Source organism: Myxacorys chilensis (assembly GCF_059505265.1).
In genome coordinates, this window is record NZ_JCACKG010000056.1 from 1 (window position 1) to 23,983 (window position 23,983).

The window sequence follows — 23,983 nt, forward strand, 5'->3', positions numbered from 1 at the left end:
CGATTGGCGTGGACGAAGTAGAAGGTCAAGCTATCGGTACTGGCAACGTGTAACCACCACAGTTTACCGTTCACCCGCAGTCCGGTTTCGTCACAGTGCAACACGTCCGCTTGGGCAATCTGCTGTTGAATCGCGACTTCGACGCTGGCAAGTTCAGCAAAACACCGCTCCCGACTAGCGTAGAGTGTGCCTTCGGAGATCTCGCATCCCAGCACATCGGACAACAATTCTTGAACTCGTGCCGAGGGTAGCAATTGGTAGTCGAGTAAGTACATCATCAACCCCTTCAGATTTGCCCCATACTGCACCACGCTGTTCACGTCTTGAGGAAACTCCCCTCGATTCAACGTTTGACAACAAGGACAGCACTTCACTTCTGCTTGGTGTTCAGTCACCGTGACCCGAATCGGCGCTAAATCTCGCACTTGCCGAACTTCCCATTCCGCGATGGCAACGCCCGTTAACGAAGCTCCACACTGAGTACAAGCTTTGACCGGATGCCGTTCAACTTGTTCGACCTCCTCTGACCACTCTAATGTCTGTCCTAGATGCCCTTCTTGTCCGCCACTGCGTCGCTCACTTTTGCTCCGTAAGCTTTTCGGCTTCGGTTTGAATCCGTCGCTCGACGGGGGCTTACTACTATTACCGCTATGTTTGCTCTGTTGATTCTCTAACTTCTCCATCCGCTCTTCTAGTCCCGATATTCGCTCCAATAGTCCTTCAACTAAAGCAATCACCGCGTCTTCTCCCTGCGCGTAAACTGCTCGGATTTCATCTCGGCTAATGGCGGGTGTTCGAGGGGAATTGCTCAAAGTGCTGCTTTCGGCTTTGCGGATATTTGCTTGAACTCTACAATTGCTTGAGAGCGTTCGCGTATATTGTTATTTTGTTTTAAGCCTGAGTAGTTACATTTTCAAGCGATAATCGATGCAACGACGGCTGAGGGAACCCGTCCTAGAAATTTGATCTCGCCGCAGAGAGGGTTCATGAAGGAAGCACAGCCACCGAAGTTGCATTATGTGTACATTGTTCGCTGCGCGAATAATTGTCTGTACACCGGGTATACGAAGAATGTTGAACAGCGGATTGCCGTTCATAACGCAGGCAGGGGTGGGCGATACACGAGGGCGCACCGACCTGTAGAACTCGTTGCGTCTTGGCAGTTCCCGACGAAACGAGCGGCGATGCAGGTGGAATATGCGATCAAGCAGTTGTCACGGCAGCAGAAGATAGCGATCGCGAGTGGCGCGGAAGTCCCGAAGTGGTCGTGTTATCAAGAAGCAGCGTTGCTGAAAGGGTAATACTTGAATTGGCATCATAGAAGGATGAAATGTCCTCAATGTCAGTCCACTCAAACCGCTAAAAACGGGCATCGTTGCGACAGACAATGTTACAAATGCAAGCAGTGCGGTCGCCAGTTTCTTGAATCTTACCGTCCTTGGGGCTACTTAGAGGAGATCAAGCAAAGGACACCACTACGCCTCTCTCTGACCTTATCTCTTCTAAGTCCCAATAGCTCAAGGCATAGCGACAATACAGCTCACGTTGGGCAAGATGAGGTCAGATTGAAAATGTCGCCATTTGAAGGGAGCTTTGGGATCAACCACGAAATGTCAGTTTTTCTCTCAATATGCCTTGAAATCCTCTCACTTTTTGCAACGGAACCGTCCATTCTCAGGGTTAGTAAAGAATGCTATTGCCGGCTTTCGGAGTGAGGTCTCGACTCGTAAAGTCAAGGGGTGACCTTCCTTGTACTCCCTCAAACGATTCATTAAATGAATCGTTTGAGGGAGTACCAAGGCATCGGGTGTTTCCCCTTGCATAAGACCGTTCTGGAAATGGATTTCTGTCCCATCGTGTGTGATCGTCTCTACCGTTTAGGATGTCATTACAATTGGGGCTATGATGGTCTTTCTGAATGCTTGGTTGGAAGACATAAACGGCTCCGCTAGAAACACCGTTCACCTCCCCGAATGGGGCATTCACGAGTAAGTAGTTCTCCGAGATTGCAACATGATTGCCGAATTCTTCTCCAACCTGCGGCGTTGGATTAAACAAAGACTGGACCAAAGTACCGCTCCCAGCATCGAAGACGTACGCTGCGCCGCTGTCGATCGCGCCTGTGTCATTAAATCGAGATCCAATTAATACCGTATTGCCCTGAATCGCCACCGAATCTCCGAACTGATTATCTGGCGCTGCCGCAGGTTCCAAGAAAGTCTGGAGTAAATTGCCCGTCGTCGCATCGAACAAGTAGGCTGCACCGCCATTGCGGGCGGCAGTATCATCTAATTGGGAACCAATCAAAACTCGATTTCCGTTGATCGCGACCGAAATGCCAAAATAATCACCGGAATCAGGTGTTGGATTCAGAAAAGTTTGGAGTAAATTGCCCTTACGATCAAAGAGGTAAGCGGCCCCAGCATCAATTCCACCAGTGTTATCGCCGTAAGCCCCAATCACAATTCTGTTACCGGAGACTGAGATCGCCCGTCCAAAATAATCCTCTGGATCAGCAGTCGGATTACGAAACGTCCGCAGGAGTTGCCCTTGCTGATTAAATTGATCAACTGCCCCTGCAAAATTATCAACGGAACCATCTCCCACTAAAAAAGTATTCCCTTGAATGGCAACGGCTTCACCAAAATCATTGATTGTGGCAGGGATAGGACTCCGAAACGTCTGGAGCAAATTGCCGGTCTTGGCATCGAACAAGTAGGCTGCACCATTCCGTAGCCCACCCCCGAACTCACCAATCAGAACTCGATCTTTAGAGAGTGCAACGGACGCGCCAAACTGATCTCCGAATTGGGTGGGTGTAGGTTGGAAAAACGAACGAACCAATGCCCCGGTATCAATCTCAACTAAATAAACACCACTACCACCGTCAACGCCGGATTGACCATTACTAGAATTGATGAGTGCTAAATTACCATCAACGGCAATTGCATCTCCCAAAAAATTTCCTACCTCTGAAGTTGGACTGGGCAAGATCCGAGCCAGTTTGAAGGGTGATGCTAGATCTTCGTGTCTCATCATATTCAGTTCCTCAAGTCAAAATCGTAAATCTAAAATTGTTTTCTTAGCGTATTATTTAAAACTGAACGTTGCGGTTGCCGCCACCTCTGCCTAGAGCTAGAACAGGGAGCTAAGCAGCAAAAAATAGGCATGAAACAACCGTTAAGCAGATTGTTAAAAAACGCTTTTCAGTTTCACCGTAATATTTCTAAAGTCGTCAGAGCTTATCTAAATACTACTGAAACAGCTAATCTTTTCAAGTTTTACTATTTGAAGCACATTATTCTTAACAGTGATACTTGCATTTTTAGGTTCTGCGATGTAAGCCTTTTTTAATAGATGTCGCGTACCTCGATGAGTGATTTTTACGCAGTTTTGATACTGATGGCGAACTATTTCTTCATGTCTAAAACCCTAATCCTGCCGTTTCTTGTCCTACAGAATTCAACCATTTGGTCTGCGGTTTCAATGAAGTTTCAAGGCTTACAGAGTGCTAAGCAATGTTTCACCAGCAGCATCAGTTTTGGTAAAGCTTTGACAGACTAAGAATAGAGAGGCATTTTGTTAGGAGAAAATTAACTTCGCTCATTCTCTCATCTGCCAACCTTGACTCGATTCAACGCATTTAAGATTAGAGCAAGAGGCTATAGAAGCAATCACAAGACACATGACCCTCAACCTCGCCTCAACCGAGATCAGTATTCCTTTGCCACCAAAGGCATTGTCAAGTTAATCGGACTGTAGAATAATCGTACTGATCTCATATCGTTCATAACTCCTTGTCCACGTACTCCCGTCACCGATTCCCCGGCGAAGTCACCAACCTCCGACTTTGCCGGAGGTTGGTGACTGGGTTTCACCTGATTGCGTTTGTGATGTTGATGGTCAGGCAGTATGTGAGTATCGGATTCAAAAGTGCATAACACTCTCTAGACATTGTTCACCTCATTCATGCCATCTAATCGATCATACTGCTACTAACGGCGCAGCTAAGTCTGGGGTAATTCGGCTTGCCAGTGCCACGCTCCCCGTTACAGTTGTTCCAGTAGGCAAAGCAGGCTCTCCGGTGAGGTTAGTAGGATAGCTAGAACCATTGAACCGCAGGCGACGATAAGCAGGTGCGAGTCCACCGCCAGCCGTGTAAACAATCAGATCAGGATAGCCGTTCGTTCTTTGATTGCTAATAATGACAGGTTGTTGCACCGCTGGAATTCGAGAGGGTATTGTCAACTTTACCTAAAAGCAGGATGATTGTACTAATCCAACTTTGATCGCAACTTCTTGCCCATGTATTCTCGTCATCGATTCCCCGGGGAAATTATTAGCTACTGCGTTTGGCTGTATTAGACGTTTCCGCTGAGCTACCGGGATATCGAGAAAATGATGCTGTATCGCGGCATTGAAGTCACTTACGAAACGATTCAGGAATGGTGTCAAAAGTTTGGACAGCAATATGCCAACCAACTTCGGCGCAAACGCCTGTACATCACCGACAAATGGCATCTCGATGAAGTGGTGGTGACGACCAAAAAGCAGCAATATTATCTGTGGCGGGCAGTGGATTCAGAAGGGAATGTGCTAGATGTCCTACTCCAACGGCAACGGGATACCCAGGCAGCAGAGCGATTCTTTCGCAAATTGCTCAAAAAACAAAACTTTGTGCCACGGGTGATTGTGACGGATAAGCTCAAGAGTTACGAGGCAGCGAAGAAACGAGTGATGAAGAACGTAGAACATCGACAGCACAAGGGATTGAATAATCGAGCCGAAAACTCGCATCAACTGACCCGAACGCGAGAGCGACGAATGCGGCGATTCAAATCTCCGGGACAAGCGCAACGATTTCTCTCGACATTTGAATCCATCCGAGGACACTTTCACCCAAAGCAACATGAACTAAATGCGAAACGATATCGAGAACAACTCCGCCAACGCTTCGAGGATTGGCGAGATGTTGCTTGTCTCAATTCTGCTGCGTAAATTAGATAGATCACGATCAATGAAACAATCGTACTTAATTTTGCTTTTCTTTCATTAAGTTGACGATACCGGTAGCAGCCAGACCCCTATCTTACCGAGAAAGCACGATCCCAACTGTCAGTGATCGGATCTAATAAAAAGCTCATCACTGTTTTCTGACGAGTGACAATCTCTGCGGTTGCTGCCATGCCAGGAGACAACAACACTTCCTGATCAGGGGTTCTCACAGATCGCTGCTTGAGTCGAATTTGCACCGGAAAGACTAACCCACCATTTTGCTCGTTCACCGCATTGGGACTGACTCGACCGACGATGCCCTCGACCATACCGAATTCTTGATAGGGAAATGTTGCCAGCTTGACTTTGACTCGCATCCCCGATCGCACAAAGCCAATATCCTTATTCTGCACGTTCGCTTCGAGAATTAACTCCTCACCATCGGGCACGAGCGACAGCACTTCATCGCCCGGTTGCACCGTAAACCCCGTTTTGCTGACTTTAATGTTGTAGACAGTCCCCGCTACTCCAGCGCGAACCGTACTGTGCTTGTGTTGCGCTTGGGCTTGAGTCAGTTTTCCGTCGAGGTCGGTGAGTTCTTGCTGTTGTTTATCAATTTGGGTCAAGATTTCGCTTTGCCGTTCAGATTCTAATCGAGTGGCGTTCTTGATTGTAGCTTGATAGGATTGCTTTGCTTGCTCAATCTCCTGCCTTTGGGCAATGATTTCTTTTTGCAAAGAGTCCGCTTTATTTTTAGCATCCAAATAGTCAAAACGCGGAACAGCTCCACTAATCAATAATGATCTGATCGCTCTCGCTTTTGTGTTGGTATGCGCAAATTCTGACTGCAATTGGCTGAGTTTGACCTGTGTGGTTTTGATGATGCTCATTTGACGGTTTGCATCAGCATCGGCGGCAGCACGGCGATCGCGAAATTCTCGCAAGCGGGCGGCTAACAGTTGGTTTTGCAATAAGCTTCCGGCTTGAGTGTTGCCATTGCGTTCGGCTTGCAGTCGTGCCAAGGTGTCGCGGCTCTGTTGAGAAAGCTTTTCGAGGCGATCGACTTCAGATTGAGAAATGGTCGGGTCAAGCTGGACTAAGACCTCGCCTTGCTGCACATGCTTGCCTTCGGTGACGTTGATTTCGCGCAGTAGACCGCTGGCAAGCGATCGCATCGGCTGCACTTGCGAGGCGGGAACCACCTGTCCGGAAGCCGTTGCTACTTCATCGACTTTGCTGAAGGTTGCCCAAGCGATCGTGCCGCCAATCAGCGCACAGATGCCAAATCCGAGCAACCGAACATACAACGGAGGTAATCGTCGTTGAGCATTGCCTAATTCATAGTTCAGGTATTCTTGAGCATTGGCAAACTGATATTTTGTTTGCTGACGTTGAACAGACGTTGGTGAAGTTTTCATGATTAGCTCCTTATTTTCAGGCTTTAGCTAAAACTTTTATTCCAGGTATAAAGTGGATTCTTGTCCACTTTATACCTGGGCAGCTACAGTTTCTTAGTTCTCAAATCATCTTGGTCCTCATATCCTTGCTATAAGCGTTAATAACAGCTCTCGTTCTTGGAAGTCTGCTGGATCTAGTACTCCTAACGTTTGTTCTATTGAGCAATTGTCGATTACCTTCGTTTGCACCACCCTGAAGTTGCCTTTCACGCTTCCGACCGCCACTTGTGTACCTGATCGGTTCTGGATTCCGAATCTGGTGGCGTGAATAGAGTACATCTTCGGCACCGGAATTAGCAGCTCGATTGCCTTGAACTCCTTCTATTCTGATCTCGGTAATTTCATCGGAGTGATTCTTCAGAATGCCATGATCCCTTCTGCTTCCCATGCGTCCACGAAAAACTCTTTGAGCACCGCGATCGCCTATTCTTCTAGGTGAATTCCTTCCAACGTACCTTACCTCTCCGTTTGCGTTTCTTAAAGTGTAGGTAAAGTATCTTCCTCTGGCTAAAGCATCATCACTAACATGAGGACTGTGCGTGACAGTCCTATTCTGTATTTGGAAAGGCGCTCTACGGATAGGTTCAGGATCAGGAGATGGAGTAAAGTTTCTGGTAGGGGGGGATGGCGGTTTGTTTCCACCTCCGCCCGAATTTCCTCGTGGAGGCTGTGAATTAGTAGCTCGTCCAGTAGCACGATCGCCCCGTAATCTCCCTCCCCCACTAGTGCTGCCGCGAGTTGCCCCACTTCCTCGTTCCACGTTTCCTGCTCCTCTGTTAGCTGCCCCTCGTACAGTTCCAACTTCTCTAGTGGCGCTTCTAGTTGTGCTAGCTGCAACACTCCGCGTAGTTTCAGATCCTCTAGCGGCAGTTGTGGTTGCTCTAGCCGCTTGAACGCCTGTGTTCACAGCTTTGGCAGCTTTAACGGCTTTAGCACCTGCCGCGATCGCGTCCCCGACAACTGGCACCGCCGCCGCAAATGACAGGGCAGCCTCTGTTTTGTTCCCTTCCGCTAGATACAAAGCGCCATTAGCAACATCTGCGGCAGTTCCGACAACTGGAATAAAGCCTGCGACATCAAGCGCGGCATGACCAACATCACTCCAGCTCCAGTTAGGACGTTCGCTGGCGATCGCTCCGTCTGTGCTTGTCCAGGCTCTACTTCTGAAACTCGATGCTTGATCAAGACCAGAATTTTGTGGAACGAGTTGAGAGCCAGAGAAAACGATTGATTCAGGAATTGTCTGTCTTGCTAGATCGATCGCTCCTTTTGCATTCAACAAACCCGATCCTGTTTCGGCATCCCATCCTACCTTATTCAAATCGGTTGGAGTCGCGGTGAGAATTTGGCTGACTTGGCGATCGCTTAGCCCCGAATTGGCGCTCCAGATGTTAGCGATCGTGCCCGTTACCTTTGCCGCCGCTAAAGAAGTTCCCGCAGAACCTACCTCTGCAACGAGATCTAAACCCTTACCATAACTAGAGTAGGAAGCGCGGTCATGCCCGTTCGCCGCACCTACCACAATCAGATTATCAGATGGTTGAGAGGCTTGCCCTAAAGCGGACATGGCACTACCTTGATTGCCGGATGATGCAACAACCAGCACATCATTGTCACGAGCATAGGCTAAAGCAGATTGTTCATCCGCCGTGAGTCGCGATCGATTGGACGTGCTGCCGTCTAGATGCACTTCGGTCAGATCAAAGCTGAGGTTCGCCACGGCGCGAGAATGTCCACCCGCTTTGGCAGTATCGACAAACTCAACGAGCGATTCTGACCACTTGCCTGTGCCAACACCGTCCCCCTTCCAAATTTGTGCCTGCGGATTCTCCTTTTGAATCGCTTCAACCATTTTGCTACCATGTTCATTCGCGCCAAACCCTGAATCAATCACACCGACTAACGGTTGATTAGGTGATGCGGTTCCTTTTAGAGCAGGAAGGATTTGATCGGGTGCGATCGCATCTCCTGAACTCACAAAATTCTGTGCAGTTTGCAATTTGTCAGCCACCCAGCTACTTGCTTTGTTCAGCCAGTTAGAACCCAAATCGCTGGTAGAACTGCTGTGATGGACAGGCTGACCGAGTTGAGTTGGCGCGATCGCAGGTTGCGGCGATTTTGGTTGAAAACTCGCACGAGATTGTTGGTCAGAGTAAGAATCGCGTTTCATTATTGTTCTCCAATGACGGTGTTGATTGTTAAAGATGAAAACTAGGATGTAACGTTTAAGCTGCCGCTTGCTGTTGATGCAGCGCCCAATACGCGCCCTTTTGCTGCAATAACTCCTGATGTGAACCCTGCTCGATTAGCACTCCTTTTTCTAGAACTAGAACCCGATCGGCATGTTTGAGTGGTGCAAATCGGTGTGTGATCATTAACACGGTGCGTCCGTTGCAAACTCGCTGCAAATTCTGCAAGACTTGGCGTTCGGTTTCGCTGTCTAACGCGCTAGTGGCTTCGTCAAGAATCAAAACTGGCGCATTCGAGAGAAAGACCCGTGCGAGGGCTAATCGTTGTCGTTGTCCACCCGACAATCCGGTGCCACGTTCCCCAATCGAGGTTTCATAGCCTTGGGGTAGCTCAGAAATAAAGTCGTGAGCCGCCGCCATCTTTGCCGCTTCAATTACTTGTTCTGGTGAAATATCAGGATTGTTGAAGGTGATGTTGTCAAAAACAGTCCCGTTAAACAAGAAGTCATCTTGAAGCACGACACCAATTTGCTGCCGCAAGGACGCTAAGTTGGCGCCTTTAATGTCAAATCCATCGAGTAAGATTCGACCTGATCGCGGCTGATACAAGCGTTGAATCAGCTTCGACAATGTGCTTTTGCCAGAACCACTGCGTCCCACAATGCCAACAAACATTCCTGGCTCAATATCAAACGAAACACCTTTCAGCACATCTTCGAGGTCGGGCTGATAGCGGAAAAATAGCGTGTCGAAGCTGATTTGGCCCCGGATGGATGGCAGCACCAAACCAGTCTCTGACGCTGCTTCCGGCGCTTCATTGAGAATGTCACCAATGCGATCAACCGACAGCAACACTTGCTGAAAACTTTGCCACAGTTGCGCTAGGTGGAGTAAGGGAGCGATCGCTTTCCCAGACAACATTTGAAACGCCACCAACTGTCCAACAGTAAGGTGATGTTCAATCACTAACATTGCCCCAAACCAGAGAATCATTAGTTCCGAAAAATTCGTCAAAAACTCGCCCACATGACCATCGATATTCGACAAGGTAGACGCTCGAAAGTTAGTGCGAACATACCGAGCAAACAATCCTTCTGCTCGCTCACGCGTTGCCATTTGAGCCGAGTGTGCTTTGATAGCATGAATCCCCGAAACTGTTTCTACTAAAAATGATTGGCTATCTGCATGACGATTGAACGACTCGTTCAGCCAGTTCCGCAAAATTGGAGTTGTCAATAGCATTAATACAGCCAATGCAGGAATCACCGCCAAACTAACTAGCGTGAGCTTTGGGCTGTAGAACAGCATTAACCCCAAGTACACCACAATAAACACCGCATCAATCACGACTGTCAACGCGGTTCCTGTGAGAAACTGGCGAATATTCTCTAATTCCTGAGATCGCGCCACCGTATCACCGACTCGCCGCGCTTCAAAGTAAGCCAGTGGTAGCTCTAGTAAATGGCGAAATAGCTGTGAAGATAGACTTAGATCCAGACGACGTGCAGTGTGAGTAAACACGAAGAGGCGGATGATGCCTAAAAGCGCTTCAAAGATGCCCACTCCCAAAAGCGCGATCGCGATGACATGCAGGGTTGATAGACTCTCATGCACAATCACTTTGTCAATAATGACTTGTGTCAGCATTGGGGAGGCCAAGCCCAACACTTGCAGCACCAGCGAGGCTAATAGCACCTCCCCTAACAAGCCGCGATAGCGCAAAACCGCAGGTAAAAACCAGCGCAGATTGAAAGATTCAGCCTTCGATGCGGATTGCACGAGCCACAACTGCCCATCCCAACCTGTCTCCACTATCTCACGCGGCACACTCTCACAGTGTTTGAGGCGATTGAGTGGATCGGCAATCACCATCCGATCGCCCTTTACTTCATACACCACCACCCAATGTTCTTGTCGCCAATGCAGTAGTGCCGGAAACGACAGTTGCTCCAGTCCCATCCAACTAATCTGCTGAATATGATGCAGTTGAAGTCCGATCGTTTCAGCCCCTGCCACCACATCTTGAGGCGTTTGTCCTCGGACTTGGCGCTGCACTTGCTTGAGTGGCATTGGTGTCTGCAAATGTTGAGTCACCATTGTTAAACAAGCGGCTGGACTGTTGAGACTAAACACGTAGGGATAGCCCGATGCGGGATGCCGCAACTGCGGGTCGAGCGGTTGATAGCGCCAGCGTAAATCTGCCCAGAAATCGTGCAGCAGTGGAGAGGCGGCTTCTTGCCAGAGATCAGACTGCCAAAACGCGACAATCACTTCTTTACTGGCGGCTCTCGCTTTCCACTGTCCGACCAATCCTAAAGCATCGCCAAACCAATCTCCCGGCTTGAGCAAAACTGATTTTCCAGGTTCTAGGACTGAAGTTCCTTTTTCTTGCACTAGGCGAATATTTCCAGCCAGCACCAGCAGTTGGCTACCCAGTGTTTGACTCGACCAAAGCACTTCTCCTGTCGCATGACGACTGACTTGAGCGTGTTGCCGAAACTGCAATTTCTGCTCGTCTTCAAGCAGGCTCAACGGCGCTTCATCCCAAGGCAAGTTGAGCGTGTAAATGTTTGGTTGTGTGACCATATCAATTTACCTGTAGTTTGACGGTCAGGATTGCTAATTTTTATTTCATCAATTAAATTTATAGATTGAGCTAAGCTGATCGGGGTAGTGTGCGATCGCGGCCATATACCACATCCATAGCTTTCTCCTTAATGAGTCATAAACGACAGCCGAGGCAGAAGCGCTCTCATTTGCCTCTGTTAGTCTCTTACGTTCAACCGCCAAGAATTATGCACGGGTTAACTTAAATCTTCGTTATTGCTACCCGATTTTGTCCGGACTACTGAACTTAGATTGCTCTACTCAAAAGGCTTTAGCTCTCCTTCTGACACAATCTAAATGTTTAACAGCTTATTTCATTCCAAGCTTATTTATAGCGTTAAGCCAATTTTGAATTTCGTTGACTAACCAAATACATTCTTCTTCCGTTAGTACCCATTTCAACATGTAAGTTCTTTTCGTGCGGATGTTGACCCAAAATTGTGTATATGAAGCCGCAGAATAACCACCTGTGTAGCAAGTCACTTCAGTTGGAATAATTGAGAGATATTGAATGTCTGAAATTCTGCCTACTTCCGACTTCGACTTATTCCGCACAGCAAAGCAATCGTTTGATGTATCCAAGCAAATAGAACCTAAGCACGAGAGTTGATTGTACTTCGGGTTTCGTAGGTCAAAAAATGCGAATATGCAGAAGACGATTTGGCTTAAGATGAAACTCCATCCCCCCAAGCTACCAAACACAACTGTAACCAACAAAGTCAGGATGAAGTAAGCACTAAAACAGAACAAACTTGATGGATGCCGGTATCCACGAAACTCTATCTTCAGGGTGTCTTTTGTATTTTCCGTTACAACAATTCGAGGATTAACTCGCTGAACCTTTTTAGTTGAGTTGGGATGGAGTGTTTGAATTCTGCCAAGCAAAGAGTTCTGTGATTGATTCAGCGCTTCATACGCTTCATCAGCACTTGTGAATCGGCGCTCTAAACCAGGTTCGACCAGCTTTTCAATCCAACTGACAAAGCTAGGATTGATCGTAGCTCGATCGCTGAATTGGATTCTGAACTCACGCTGAGGTAAATCAACTGGGGCAGTTCCAGTCAAAAGATGAATAAGCGTTGCTCCTAATGCATAGAGATCAGATGCTGCAACGGCACGTCCCCAAAACTGCTCCAAGGGCGCATAGCCCACTGTACCCACAACGGTAAACGAGATCCCTGTTAGGGCTGCTTGATCCTGCACGGCTCCAAAATCAACCAGCCAAACTTGTTGAGCTTGATCCAGAATCAGATTGCTGGGTTTAATATCCCGATGTAACACAGGAGGACATAACCTATGCAAGTACATCAAAATTTGCAAAACCTCTTCAGCAATCCGATGAACATCTTGTTGACTAAATCGTTTTCCTTGTTCGAGTAACTCTTGGAGTGATGGTCCTGGAACATAGTCTTGAACGAGTCCCCACCAGCATAGAGTTGAGCGAGTCGTTTGATTCACTAAGAAATAATCGCGATATCGAGGAATTTTAGGATGGTCAAGATTTTGTAAGACTTGTGCCTCTCGCTCAAATAGTTTCAAATCCTGCCATTGCATTTCGCTAAACACTAAAAGTTTCACAATGATAGATTCAGGCGGATCGACCGATAGGTCTTTGGCGAGCCAAGTTTGCCGACCTGCTGCGGAGCGCCCCAAAGGGTGCTGGAGTTGATAACGGTCTTGTAAAATCAATCCCGACTTAAACACGGCTTTTGTTTCATTAATGAGCAGTAAGATCAATTCGGTCAAGTACGTCTTGATTCTGAGACTACTTCTGTGAGCTAAGACTTCTGTGAGCTAAAAATCGTTCTCCAAGCTCTTACAGTACCTTGGCCAATTGGCATGTCCGTTGTTCTGCCATTCTGCCACTCCAAGCGAATTCGCATGTTCTCATTCGGAGCAGTGGACAGGGCTGATGCTAGTTCAGGAACGACAGACCCGCTTTCGTAGGTGTAAATCTTGCCCGCGATCGCAAACAAAATTTTTCGAGGAATATGATCGATGTAAAACGCTTCATAGACTGGCTTTTGGGTCGGATAGCTTTCTAGTCTTTGCTTATGCTTGCAATCATCGTCTTTGCGCTCTTTTTTACGCTTGCAGTCATAGTCTGGAACCCATCGATCGACCCAAGCGGTTTCATATCCTGACAGGATCGATTTTTTCTGGGTGTAAGTTGTGCGGATGCCTTGCTTTGACCAACTACTGACAAAGGTGAAGTCACCTGCAAAGTGTTTGTCATACACAACAGTGCCATCAAATGGATCTTCAATGACCTGCGACCATTTAACCTTGGAGTTTTCTGTAATCGGTGCCGACTGCACAGCAAATGCAGTAGATGTCACGAAGGATGAAACTAAACCCAATCCCAAACTCAATAATGGTTTCTTCATGCGAGTACCTGTGGCTTGGAAGACATTAAACTTGTGCAAGGAAATCTATAGTTATTTAGCAGTGAGTAGCGTAATCTGATCCAGTGCAGCTCGATATCGATCTTGATTGCCAAATTGCGAATAAAACTTTGCTGCCTGTTTGAAATCTGCGATCGCGGCTCCTTTATTTCCTTGCTGAACCTGAATCAGACCTCGACTGTAAAATGCATGTCCGAAGGTAATAGGGCTGCCCCAGTTCCGATTGATTCTAATCGCTTCACTGTAATCTCTGATTGCTTGTTGAGGCTGTTTCAGATTCGATGCATAGAGTACAGCCCGGTTGAAATAAGCCATCGAAGCGGGTCTAAGCTGAATAGAGCGGGTGAAGTCCTCTAGTGCACCTTGATAGTCTCGCAGAAGGCGTCTTGTTATTCCTCGATTTGAGTACAACGTGGGATCGCTTGGATACCGTTGAATTCCTGCGCTAAATACCTGTGATGCTTTCTGAAGGTTGTTTTGTCTGAGTTGAAGAAGCCCTACAGTTAGATAGTAGCCAATTTGTTGGGCTTGTACTCCAGCTGTGCTTCGCCGCCCAGGAAGGGCATTCACTGCGCCTACTGGAACTGCAAAATTGAAATTTGTCCCAGGAACGCCCGATCTGACAATCCCGACAACATAGCCATCCTCATTGAGCAAGGGTCCGCCAGAACTTCCAAAGGTAACTGATGCTGTAAATTGAATCAGACCGCTTCCATCGATTCGACTCACGATTCCATCACTAAGGCTTCTCTCTAGCATTCCAATTGCTTTAGGACTTGGATTTCCGATCGCATAAACTTTTTGCCCAATTTGAGGTGGCACAGGTTGAATTTTCAAGCTTGGAAGCGGTTTTTTCGGCTGGATCTGGATCATTGCTAAATCAACGTTAGGATTGCGAGACACGACAGTGCCTTGATAGACTGAACCATCTGCTAACTTAATCCGAACTTGTCGGTTATTTCTAACAACATGCTGATTGGTCAGAATAAGACCTTTGGAGTTCAGAATAAACCCGCTTCCAAGATCGAATGACTTGCCGTTTGGTGCTGCTATTACAGCGACGGCAGAACTAGATCGCTGATAGATTATTGCTGGATCAAGTGCAAAAGCGGTATGAGTGGCACCTAGCGCGATCGCAATAGAATTCAAAACAGGAACAATCTTTGAAAGAAGTTTCATGGCAATTTATTGTGATGTTGATTATGTTTTCTAACCTTTCGTTCTGGTTGAGGTAACGCCTTTGACAAACCATTTTTGAAATAATAAAAACACTACAAAAACAGGAGCAGCCATCATGACTCAAAAGCCGAGAATGTCGCCCCATTAAATTAGTGGCAACAGTTAGAAAGTTGGAACTGCGAGTGGTAAAGAGCGAACTTCTTCACCGATCGCGATCATGAGCGACTATAGGAACGATCCCTATTGCGTCAAAAAAACAAGAATCCCAACAGCAGCAAACGTAGGGTTTGACACTGGCATGATCATTTCAACGAAAGTCCGAAGTGTACTGGCTCCATCAATGTAGGCAGTTTCTTCTAACTAGTGTACTGGCTCCATCAATGTAGGCAGTTTCTTCTAACTCTTTGGGCAAGCCAACAAAATACGTATCTACTGTATGAGACTCATTCTTGCATCAAACCCCACAATGAAAAAAGAGCAAACAGGGGCAGATGAGGGCAGTTAAAGAATTCTAGGATGGAGGTTCTCAGCCAAATGCTAGGCTAATTCACATTCATACTTGGATTCATATTCCTATGAGAGTTAATCAGTGGTACAACAAATTACACAGACTCTGGCGACAACCTAGATTCACTCTAATCGGCTTGGGATTGTTGGCTGTTTGTCTAATGTTTGTTATGACAAGCAGCAGGCTTTCATCAAACTTAATGCGATCGACGTTGCCAAACTCCAAAAAATTTTATGAGGATAAAGTCACGCTCAGGTTTGTCGTACCAAACGGTGAAGCAGCACAGTGGCAGTCTCTGATTGACGAATTTGAAACAATTCACCCTAACCTTGACATCGATTTAGTGAATCTTCGTGACCAGAATGCAATCAAGCCGCAAGACCCTAGAGCCGTCAAACAGCAATACATCGATTCGTTCACATCCGAGATCCCTCCCTACGACTTAGTTTTCATGGATATCATTTGGGTTCCTGAGTTTGCAGAGAAAGGATGGATACGAGAGCTAGACATGAAAATCACAGATCCAGAATTGAAGGAATTTCTCAGCGATGATATCAATGGTGGAATCTATCAGGAAAAGCTGTATCGAATGCCCGTCCGCTCCGATATTGGCTGGCTCTATTACCGTACCGATCTCCTCAAAGATGCAGGATTGAAGCCGCCAGAAACGTTTGAGGAGTTAATCGACATTTCTCAGAAACTCCAAGCTCAGGGACTGCGTTGGGGATATCTTTGGCAAGGACGCCAAGCTGAGGCGCTCGTCACTGTGTTTGTTGAGGTTCTCCGCGGATATGGCGGGTTTTGGATTGATCTTAAAACGTTGGACGTGGGACTCGATCGACCTGAAGCGATCGCAGCCGTTCAGTTTTTGCGTAACACAATGTTTAGTCAAAATCCAATTTCCCCTACAACACTGACCACCTATCGGGAAGATGAAACGCTCAATCTATTCCTAGATGGTAATGCCGCCTTTTTACGAAACTGGTCTTATGTCTTGCCAAAAGCCAATTTAGATGATTCTGATATCCGCAACAAAATTGGTGTGAAGCCAATGGTGCATGCATCGGGTTACACGAGCGGAGGCTGTCAGGGAGGTTGGGGCTTAGGAATTGCTGAAAAAACTCAGCATCCAAAAGAGGCTTGGGAGGCAGTTAAATTCTTCACAAGTGAGGCAGCACAGCGCAAACTCTTTCTAGCATCTGGTGATGGATTACCCACACGGCGAAAACTGTTCAAGGACTCACAACTGGTTAAACGTTACAGTCACTATCCCGCAATCTTAGACCTCCTCAAGAAGCAGAAGTCCGACCCGGTCGTTTCACGTCCTGCTATTCCTCAATACGCCGAAGCAACTTGCACCTTACAAAAATATCTCCATACGGCTCTGACTCAAAAAGAGAATCCAGATATTAAAGGGAAAATGCAAACTGCTGCTAGAGAGACTAAGCTTTTGCTCAAAACGAATAGCATGCTGAATGAGAAGGACTGTAGCTCTAATAATCCTATCCATCAAGGGCAGCTCTTTCGATAGTTCTCATTGCTCATGTAGCGCTTCCACTCCTTCTGTGTAAGGTTATCCGTGATGTGTTCACACGCTTTAGGACGCAAATCTTCCAATTGCCAGAACCATACCTTTGCTGTTTTGTCTGAACTAACTGTTGCAATCTGCTGATCATCTTGAGGCTTGAAGGCGACGGCATTCACCTGCTTTGCATGGTCTAAACGTGCAACTTCTTGACCACTAGATCTCTGCCATACCCTTGCTGTTCGGTCATCACTTGCTGTGGCAAGGAACTCATCATTAGAACTAAAGGTAACAGCATTGACTTTTTCTTCGTGGTTCAACGGCATACCTTTCTCTTCCTCACAACGCTCTACATTCCAGACACGTCCCTTACTATCTGAGCTTCCTGTCGCTAGATATTTTTCATTGTGGCTGAACGTGATCGCAACAACACCCCCTTCATGTTGCAGCGTCACACATTGTTGCTGCCCGTTTTTCTGAAATACTTTTGCCTTATTATCATCACTCGCCGTCGCAATGAAGTTACCCTGCAAACTAAAGGTCACTGCATTGATTTTACTATCGTGATTCCACGGTTTTCCTATGCGTTGCTGTCTCGCTACATCCCATAATGTCGCTGTATTATCAGCCCCCGCTACTACCAGTTGTGAACCATTAGGACTCAACGCGATCGCTTCAACAGAACTCTCCAAGGAAACTTGCTGAACTTGGTGACTAGCCTCCAGCAAGGTTTTAGAATTACGGCTAAACTGGTGATTATCAGGTACTCTCCAAACCTGTACTATATTATCACTAGCAGTAGCAAAAAACTTGTTATCTTGGCTCAAGGTGATAATAAACTTATTCACACTTTTGTTCTGGTTTATATCCACAGTAGCAGTGTCCCCACTGTTGGTTTCCCAAAACTGTACTGTCATGTTTTTGCTAGAGAAATCAGAACTCGCGATCGCTCTAAACCGTCCATCTGGGCTGATCGCGATTCCTTCAGGGTTGCGCTCTGCGCTAATTTCAGTTTCAGCCGCTTTACACTCTAGTTTCTGACCATTCGCTTCACAAACTCTCAAGATGCGATCCTTCTCGGATTGATCTAAACTTACAGTGACCATCCGATCGCCCTCGGAATTAAATGTCACAGCGGTCACAGGACTATTGTGTTCTAGGCGAATCAGCGTTGCATTATCCTTGATTTTCCACAAGCGGGCTTTATTATCCAAGCTTGCCGTGGCAATCAGTGTCTCGTTTTCTAAACTCGGATTGAAGGCGACAGCACTCACAAAGTCTTTATGAGGAATGTAAGCGATCGGTTTGCCACTCTTGATATCCCAGACTCTCACCGTCCTGTCCGTACTTGCAGTAACAATCCATTTGCTGTTATGGCTCAGCGATACAGCCGTTACCGCCTGCTCATGCTGTAATGTTGTGGGTGGACGATCGCTTCCAACTTTCCACACGGATGCTGTCTTATCTAAGCTGGCAGTTGCCACATACTCTCCATCAGGACTGAATGCGACATCGAGAATCACGCCTTTATGCTTCAGCAATTGCCCTACAGGTTGTCCGCTTGCTGTATTCCAAACTTGGGCAGTCCCATCAGCACTTGCTGTCACAATCAATTTTCGATCGGGGCTGAAGCTCAAAGCGTTCACGCTATTGCTCCGGTTTAGAGATGAGATTAGTCTGCCGCTTGCTATCTCCCAAATTTTAGCTGTAATCTGATCTTCACCCGTTCTGTTTAAACTAACAGTATTGACAGTCGCAGTAGCAATAAACTTATTATCAGGACTGAATGCGATCGCATTGACATAAAGTGGGAGCTTTAAGCGTCTAACCAACTTCCAGCTTTTAGTTTCTCGTATTTCAATGCTGTCATCGCTCGCTGTTGCAGTGAATTTCGTTGCATCATCAGAACTGAATGCAACTGCGTTTACCTTGTTGATATTATTTAGGGGCTTAACCTCGCCACTTGATACATTCCATACACTTGCTATACCATCCAGACTAGTAGACACTAGCTGTTTCCCGGTGCGGCTAAAGGCGATTGTTTCTACATCATTAGAATGTTCCACGGTTTTGAGCAGACGGGGCAGAGAATCTAATCGTTTATACAAAACTTGTTGCGCCTCTGGTGAGAAACGTCCTTGGTTTTGAAATTGCTGCATTGCTTCCAGCGACAGTAATACACTAATGCGAGGATCACCAGACACTTGAGCTTTGTTCACTAGTTGATCTGCTTGTACCTGTTCAGTGCGCTGGTTAGCCTGTTCAGTTTGCCGTTTTGCCTCCTGCAGTCTATTCCTAACAACCACCAGGCTAAGTAGCAGAATAATCAGCAGAGCGAGGTAAATGAACCGTCGAGTTAATCGCCGAGTTAATCGCTTGATTTTTCGTCGATTCAGTTTGTTAGCGCTGGCAGCTAAAAACCGTTGATCCTCATTGCTGAGATGTTTGTCTTTTGCCCACTCCATTGCTTCTTGGAAGGTCGATTCATCTAAAAGCCATGAATCATCCTGACAACCAGAAGCGAACCAGTTCCCCAAAGCATCACCATAGAGACGGCGCTTTTTGGCTAGCTCTTCAGCCACCCAAGTTAAGTTGAAAACTTCGCCATAAATCCGGTTCTGAATTCTTAGCTGATGGTGTTGCTCTACTACTAATCCGGACAGACACAATTTTATTTGCTCTGGACTGTGATCAGCAGCAACGTCCTGATTGCGTAGAATTTGCTGATACAATCCGAGCAGAAAACAGACTTGCTGATCGTTGATCAAAATGCGATCGCGGATATGGCTGAAATGACCTTTTTCATCGTAAAATTTCCAGTTTTGAATTATCCGCGATTGCACAAGCTTCTCAACCCACTCCGCCTCCTCGCCTGTTGGAATGAATTCTTGGCTCGTCTGGATCAGCGCACAAAGCCTTTGGGTTAGAAAAGGTTGTCCACTCGTCCACCTCAAGACCTGCTTCAAGACTGCTTCAGGATCAGCAACTTTACCAATTAACCCCCTTTCTAAAGGTTTGGCTTCTTCAAGCCCAAACCCCGTAAGTTGAATCGCTTGACCAACGTTAAAGGGAGTGGATTTCTTGTCTTGGATCAAATCCGAAGGAGTTGCGACCCCCAGCAAGACAAAGGTGAGTCGATCGTACTCTGGCTGATCGGCACGGCGATTATAACAAGCTCGAATCAATGCAAAAAAATCATCAACTCGAAACTGTAAACTCAGGACACTATCAATTTCGTCAATGAATAAAACAATCCTCCCAGGTACGGCTGGCAATAACACTTCTTCAATGAAATTGCTCAGTCGTCTGACTGGAGAAAGTGCCTTGCGTTCAGTCCACCAAGCTAGACCAATCCCCAGATCGAACTGTTTTACGAGTTCATCGAACGTATCTGCATACCACTGCTCCGGTTGATCCTTGGTGTTACGAACTGAAAAATCAAGCACCCCACACGAAGTTCCAATTGCTTCTAGTCGGCCTTCCATTCGCACTCGCAAACTAGATTTTCCGGTTTGTCGAGAGTTCAACACGTAGCAAAACTCGCCAGCCGTTAGTGCTTCATACAGATCGTGATCGGCTTGTCGCGTGACGTAACTGCTAGCATCAGAGAACAGAGTTCCACCAACGACATAGCGATAAGTAGAGTGATGAGTCATACCTCGGGTGATTTGAGGGAGTGCAAACGTTAATCCTATAGACGATCGCGAAAATACTGGCGGTATAACTCACAAGACGGCACTTCACCTCTTTCCTCTACTTCGACCAATCCCATGCTGTATAACTGAAACACATAGGCGGGTTCAACTCGGATGGGAGTCGCTGAGTTCACGATATTCTTGAACGCAACGGCTAAATTTGAATTCTGCCGAAGCGTACTCAAAAGCTCTCCCAAATAATTATGGTAAGGACCCACTTCTGTGGCTGCACTTTGCAAAAATTGCTCTAACGTCGTCTCTGGGTGCAACGTCAGGTAGTCGAGCGCTGCATGAATCAGGTAAGGATTTCCTCCAATTAAAGTCATGATTTGTTCGACCTGCTCCGCCTGCCAGTGCAAGTTATACTGCTGAACTAATTGTTGTACCTCCTTTAAGTAGAAATTTCGCAAAGAAAACTCTTCTCCAACATTGGCTAGTGGCGAGTAATTGATGTCAAGCGCACCATAGATATTTGTAGAGTGGACGATTACCAATCGGAGATTACGCCAAGTATCACCACGAACTCTCCTGGCCCCGTCATACCAACCCCTGAGAAGTTTACAGAAGTCATCCGCAACTTCGCGCTCTTCAAAAACTAGGTCAACATCATCTAAAACAAGGACTAGAGGCGTGTTGATGCCTGCCAATAGATAAGTCTGGAAATAATTCGTGCAGTTGCTATTGTTACCTAGATCATCCTGCCATCTCTCGTCCAGTTTATTGGGCAATTCTAAGCTATTGCCAACACTAATACAAAACCACCTCAAGAATGTCTGTAAGCCTGTAAAAACGGCGTGATCGGCATCACAGAAGCTCAAGGTCACAGACTGATACTGATCTTGTTTCTCTTTCACCTGGTGCAACAGTTGTTCAATAAACCAGGTTTTACCCGCTCGATGGGGTGCTTTGACCCGAACCAAAGCACCTGGTTCCAAAGAAATTATCTCATAACATTTAGATTCAAGCGGTGGGCGTTTAACGTAAAAGTCTGAAGGTCGCTGACTTCGACTGGATTCAATGATGTCGGCTAGTTCCAACCCAAGAAATCGAGCGATCGCGTCAGCGGAAGTTCTTCTCACCCTGATGCCTCTCAGTAACCGCTTCAAGGTGTCAATGCCTATCCCCGCCTGAACTGCCAAATCTTCCCTCGTGTAGGTCTGTTCACAATTTTCTTCTCTCCGTTGCTGCCGCTCTTGCCAAATCCTGTCGCGAACACTGTCACGGACAAGTCTAATGCCTTGTAGAGTTGCTTGAACACTATCCGTTTCGCGATTTGTAGCCATCATTAGCACCAATGTTTCAGATTGTGGCTGCCTCATATTACACATCTAGATACGCTCCTACAAGAGCAAATGGCCAAACTTAACTGCACCTTGACTGCACCTTTTGAAAGTGTCAGAAGCTAATCGAGGTTTTTCCTAACATTAACTACCGTGTTTTGGAGGATTGAGGTGCTTGCGGTGTTTTGCGGTAAATCGAGAGAAGAGGGCTGCGGTGTTTGCGGTGTTTTGCGGTAATCCTTATTTTATGGACACCGCAACTTACACCGCAACTTACACCGCAAACACCGCAATGTTTACCGCTACGAACATTATAAATTAGCAGGCTCTACAAACTGACTTTCAAACTGTTAGCAATTAGGTCAATCTTTTCTCTTAAAACTAAGTTTTGAGAGCGTTTTTGAGCAAAAAAAGGTATCCGATCGCTATCTGATCGCAATACTTCTTTCCCCAACTCTGTGATCGTGAGTTACAATAAAGGTATCCGATCACCATCCGATCACCAGTCATTTACTACCCATTTCAGAAGGGCTTAAATTATGTGTTTCATCCTCTCTCTTGATCGCGGCAACGGTGGAACCAAGTTTGTGCTTGGAACCGAAGACAAAGCGTTAGTCACTGACTCATTCCCTAGCTTGCTTGCCCCTGTAGAAAAAGAAGGTTCTATCAGTGTCGAAGGTCAAAGTTGGATCTATGGCTTAGACGCTTGGAAGGCTCAGCGCTATGTCGCCATCCGTAAACCTTTAGACTCTGACACTGGCAAGCTAGAGAATCTAAAACCTGTAGTTGCCTCAATCCTGCATCACGCGATCGTCAAGAGAAAGGTGAAAGGCATCCCTCATGACTTCCCTCTGATCGTGATTGCTTCCCACAACATCGGCAGCAGTGCGGTCGCCTCACACTACGAACAAGCGCTAGGAAAGTTCTTCGACATTCAGATCGAAGGCTCGGTTTATCGGGTACGCATCGAACGGGTAGAGGTCAAGAAAGAGGGATGGGGTTTAACGGGAATGCCATACAAAGCGGCGATCGATTGGGGCTTCGGAACCATGCTACCGATCTATCGCGCTCCCAACGGTCATGGCATTGGCTATGCTGAGCAGTCCCAACGGGGAGTCAATCAAGCTTTGATTGATCTCGTGAATGATGACTCTTTCGCTGACGCTGTGGTGAATGCAGGATTGCCAGTGCCTCCAACGTCTTTCGAGTTGAATGTAGCTATCAGAACCGGATCACTAAACATTCAAGGTTTAGAACTGAGAAGTCACTTAGATCGAATGCTTTCTAAAGAGTGGGACAACTACTTAGCAACCGCCGCTTACACGGTTCGCAAACAAGCGGGATTACCTCAAGACGAAGTAATCGGTGGCACCGGTGGAGGTTTCAGCCTCATCTCTGATATCAAGGGCGATGCTTGGTTAGCAGAGCGCAACATCAGAGTAGGTAAGAAGCCTGAGCTTGCATCGGTTGGAGGCATGTTCACGTCAGCCGCTCGCGCTGTGGGTTCTAAGTGATATGTCCAGAAAAATCACTATCACCCTGACTAGCGATCGCGAGCTAGGTTTTGAGGCTATCTGGCGACGACTCCCTCATCTTTCAAAGTCTCACTCAGCAACTATTGACTTCTTGATCGCTCACTACCTAAACGAAAACCCAGACCCCCAGATTCAGGTTCAGCCGACAGCGGTAGAAGACGAACCCTCAGCCCAAACAGACGAAGATAATTCACTACTAGGCGAAGACTTCTTCTAAAACATTCAAACCCCTAAAACCAACGTTATGCCTAAGCAACAATCTGAAGCCGAGCTTGCTAATTTTGAATTCGACGATGTACTTGTACTTGAAGACGAGCTTGAAGTTGATGACGAAGTTGATGACGAAGTTGATGAGGACGACGAGATCCACTACTACGGGTCAGCTTATCTAGACGAAATCTTTATGGAGGAAGACTAACGTGGAAGTTCTTTGCTCTCAAACAAAAGACGGTGGTTTCAATTTCCCTCTCGGTGAAGCTCATTACGTCCATACCGTTTGCGACTCTGAGCTTCGGGTTTACGCGGTTGAGGGCATTGGTAAATTAACAGATGAATTTCCGGTTTGACGTTTGCCGGAGGTTAGAGAATAGTTTCAGGTTTAGCAGGAG

At 46.8% G+C, this 23,983-nt stretch carries 17 protein-coding genes and 1 pseudogene; 7 read left to right on the forward strand and 11 right to left on the reverse strand.

Translation table 11 applies throughout. From position 1 onward, the window contains the following. The coding region (locus AC5JLB_RS02615; protein ID WP_495872302.1) for an IS66 family transposase at positions 1-812 on the reverse strand (812 nt) is incomplete at its 3' end. Between the two features lie 174 nt (positions 813-986). On the opposite strand from AC5JLB_RS02615, the gene AC5JLB_RS02620 reads away from it, so the two are divergent. Then, positions 987-1,301 (forward strand): GIY-YIG nuclease family protein, encoded by a 315-nt coding sequence (locus AC5JLB_RS02620; RefSeq protein WP_495872303.1) that lies wholly within the window; start codon positions 987-989, stop codon positions 1,299-1,301. A 24-nt stretch (positions 1,302-1,325) separates the two neighbouring features. Further along, on the forward strand, positions 1,326-1,715 hold the full coding sequence (locus AC5JLB_RS02625) for an IS1/IS1595 family N-terminal zinc-binding domain-containing protein (RefSeq protein WP_495872304.1): 390 nt from the start codon (positions 1,326-1,328) through the stop codon (positions 1,713-1,715). Here the strand turns inward: AC5JLB_RS02625 and AC5JLB_RS02630 are convergent. Together AC5JLB_RS02630 and AC5JLB_RS02635 are read right to left on the reverse strand one after the other, a co-directional pair. Then, positions 1,681-3,039 carry a hypothetical protein gene (locus AC5JLB_RS02630; protein WP_495872305.1) on the reverse strand — a complete coding sequence of 453 codons (1,359 nt, stop codon included), beginning with the start codon at positions 3,037-3,039 and terminating at the stop codon, positions 1,681-1,683. The genes AC5JLB_RS02625 and AC5JLB_RS02630 overlap by 35 nt on opposite strands. A 945-nt stretch (positions 3,040-3,984) precedes the next feature. Further along, positions 3,985-4,248, reverse strand: coding sequence for a COG3650 family protein (locus AC5JLB_RS02635; protein WP_495872306.1), 264 nt, complete (start codon positions 4,246-4,248; stop codon positions 3,985-3,987). Between the two features lie 57 nt (positions 4,249-4,305). On the opposite strand from AC5JLB_RS02635, the pseudogene AC5JLB_RS02640 reads away from it, so the two are divergent. Then, positions 4,306-4,998: pseudogene (locus AC5JLB_RS02640) on the forward strand (IS6 family transposase). Positions 4,999-5,084: 86 nt separating this feature from the next. Here the strand turns inward: AC5JLB_RS02640 and AC5JLB_RS02645 are convergent. The 6 genes from AC5JLB_RS02645 to AC5JLB_RS02670 all read right to left on the reverse strand — a co-directional run bounded on the left by AC5JLB_RS02645 (position 5,085) and on the right by AC5JLB_RS02670 (position 14,832). Continuing rightward, positions 5,085-6,413, reverse strand: coding sequence for an HlyD family type I secretion periplasmic adaptor subunit (locus tag AC5JLB_RS02645; RefSeq protein ID WP_495872307.1), 1,329 nt, complete (start codon positions 6,411-6,413; stop codon positions 5,085-5,087). A 100-nt stretch (positions 6,414-6,513) separates the two neighbouring features. Next, positions 6,514-8,622: a S8 family serine peptidase gene (locus AC5JLB_RS02650; RefSeq protein ID WP_495872308.1), complete on the reverse strand. Its 2,109-nt coding sequence runs from the start codon at positions 8,620-8,622 to the stop codon at positions 6,514-6,516. Positions 8,623-8,677: 55 nt separating this feature from the next. Then, positions 8,678-11,227, reverse strand: coding sequence for a peptidase domain-containing ABC transporter (locus AC5JLB_RS02655; RefSeq protein WP_495872309.1), 2,550 nt, complete (start codon positions 11,225-11,227; stop codon positions 8,678-8,680). 330 nt (positions 11,228-11,557) lie between these two features. After that, positions 11,558-12,994 carry a serine/threonine protein kinase gene (locus AC5JLB_RS02660; protein ID WP_495872310.1) on the reverse strand — a complete coding sequence of 479 codons (1,437 nt, stop codon included), beginning with the start codon at positions 12,992-12,994 and terminating at the stop codon, positions 11,558-11,560. A 32-nt stretch (positions 12,995-13,026) separates the two neighbouring features. Next, a complete protein-coding gene (locus AC5JLB_RS02665; RefSeq protein ID WP_495872311.1) occupies positions 13,027-13,635 on the reverse strand; it encodes a hypothetical protein in 609 nt (202 codons plus the stop codon). Between the two features lie 51 nt (positions 13,636-13,686). Beyond that, on the reverse strand, positions 13,687-14,832 hold the full coding sequence (locus tag AC5JLB_RS02670) for a trypsin-like peptidase domain-containing protein (protein WP_495872312.1): 1,146 nt from the start codon (positions 14,830-14,832) through the stop codon (positions 13,687-13,689). 677 nt (positions 14,833-15,509) lie between these two features. On the opposite strand from AC5JLB_RS02670, the gene AC5JLB_RS02675 reads away from it, so the two are divergent. Next, positions 15,510-16,871, forward strand: a complete 1,362-nt coding sequence (locus AC5JLB_RS02675) for an extracellular solute-binding protein (protein ID WP_495872313.1) — start codon at positions 15,510-15,512, stop codon at positions 16,869-16,871. Here the strand turns inward: AC5JLB_RS02675 and AC5JLB_RS02680 are convergent. Next, positions 16,850-20,521 carry a WD40 domain-containing protein gene (locus AC5JLB_RS02680; RefSeq protein ID WP_495872314.1) on the reverse strand — a complete coding sequence of 1,224 codons (3,672 nt, stop codon included), beginning with the start codon at positions 20,519-20,521 and terminating at the stop codon, positions 16,850-16,852. The genes AC5JLB_RS02675 and AC5JLB_RS02680 overlap by 22 nt on opposite strands. Positions 20,522-20,556: 35 nt before the next feature. Then, the gene (locus tag AC5JLB_RS02685; RefSeq protein WP_495872315.1) at positions 20,557-21,879 is read right to left on the reverse strand and encodes an AAA-like domain-containing protein; all 1,323 of its coding nucleotides are present in this window, start codon (positions 21,877-21,879) and stop codon (positions 20,557-20,559) included. Between the two features lie 500 nt (positions 21,880-22,379). On the opposite strand from AC5JLB_RS02685, the gene AC5JLB_RS02690 reads away from it, so the two are divergent. From AC5JLB_RS02690 to AC5JLB_RS02700, 3 genes are read left to right on the forward strand one after another with little or no spacing between them, the layout of a single operon-like run. Further along, entirely contained in the window at positions 22,380-23,354 is a 975-nt protein-coding gene (locus AC5JLB_RS02690; protein ID WP_495872316.1) for a hypothetical protein, read from the forward strand. A 1-nt stretch (position 23,355) separates the two neighbouring features. Beyond that, the gene (locus tag AC5JLB_RS02695; RefSeq protein WP_495872317.1) at positions 23,356-23,592 is read left to right on the forward strand and encodes a hypothetical protein; all 237 of its coding nucleotides are present in this window, start codon (positions 23,356-23,358) and stop codon (positions 23,590-23,592) included. 27 nt (positions 23,593-23,619) lie between these two features. Continuing rightward, positions 23,620-23,793 carry a hypothetical protein gene (locus tag AC5JLB_RS02700; RefSeq protein ID WP_495872318.1) on the forward strand — a complete coding sequence of 58 codons (174 nt, stop codon included), beginning with the start codon at positions 23,620-23,622 and terminating at the stop codon, positions 23,791-23,793. Positions 23,794-23,983: the final 190 nt, after the last annotated feature.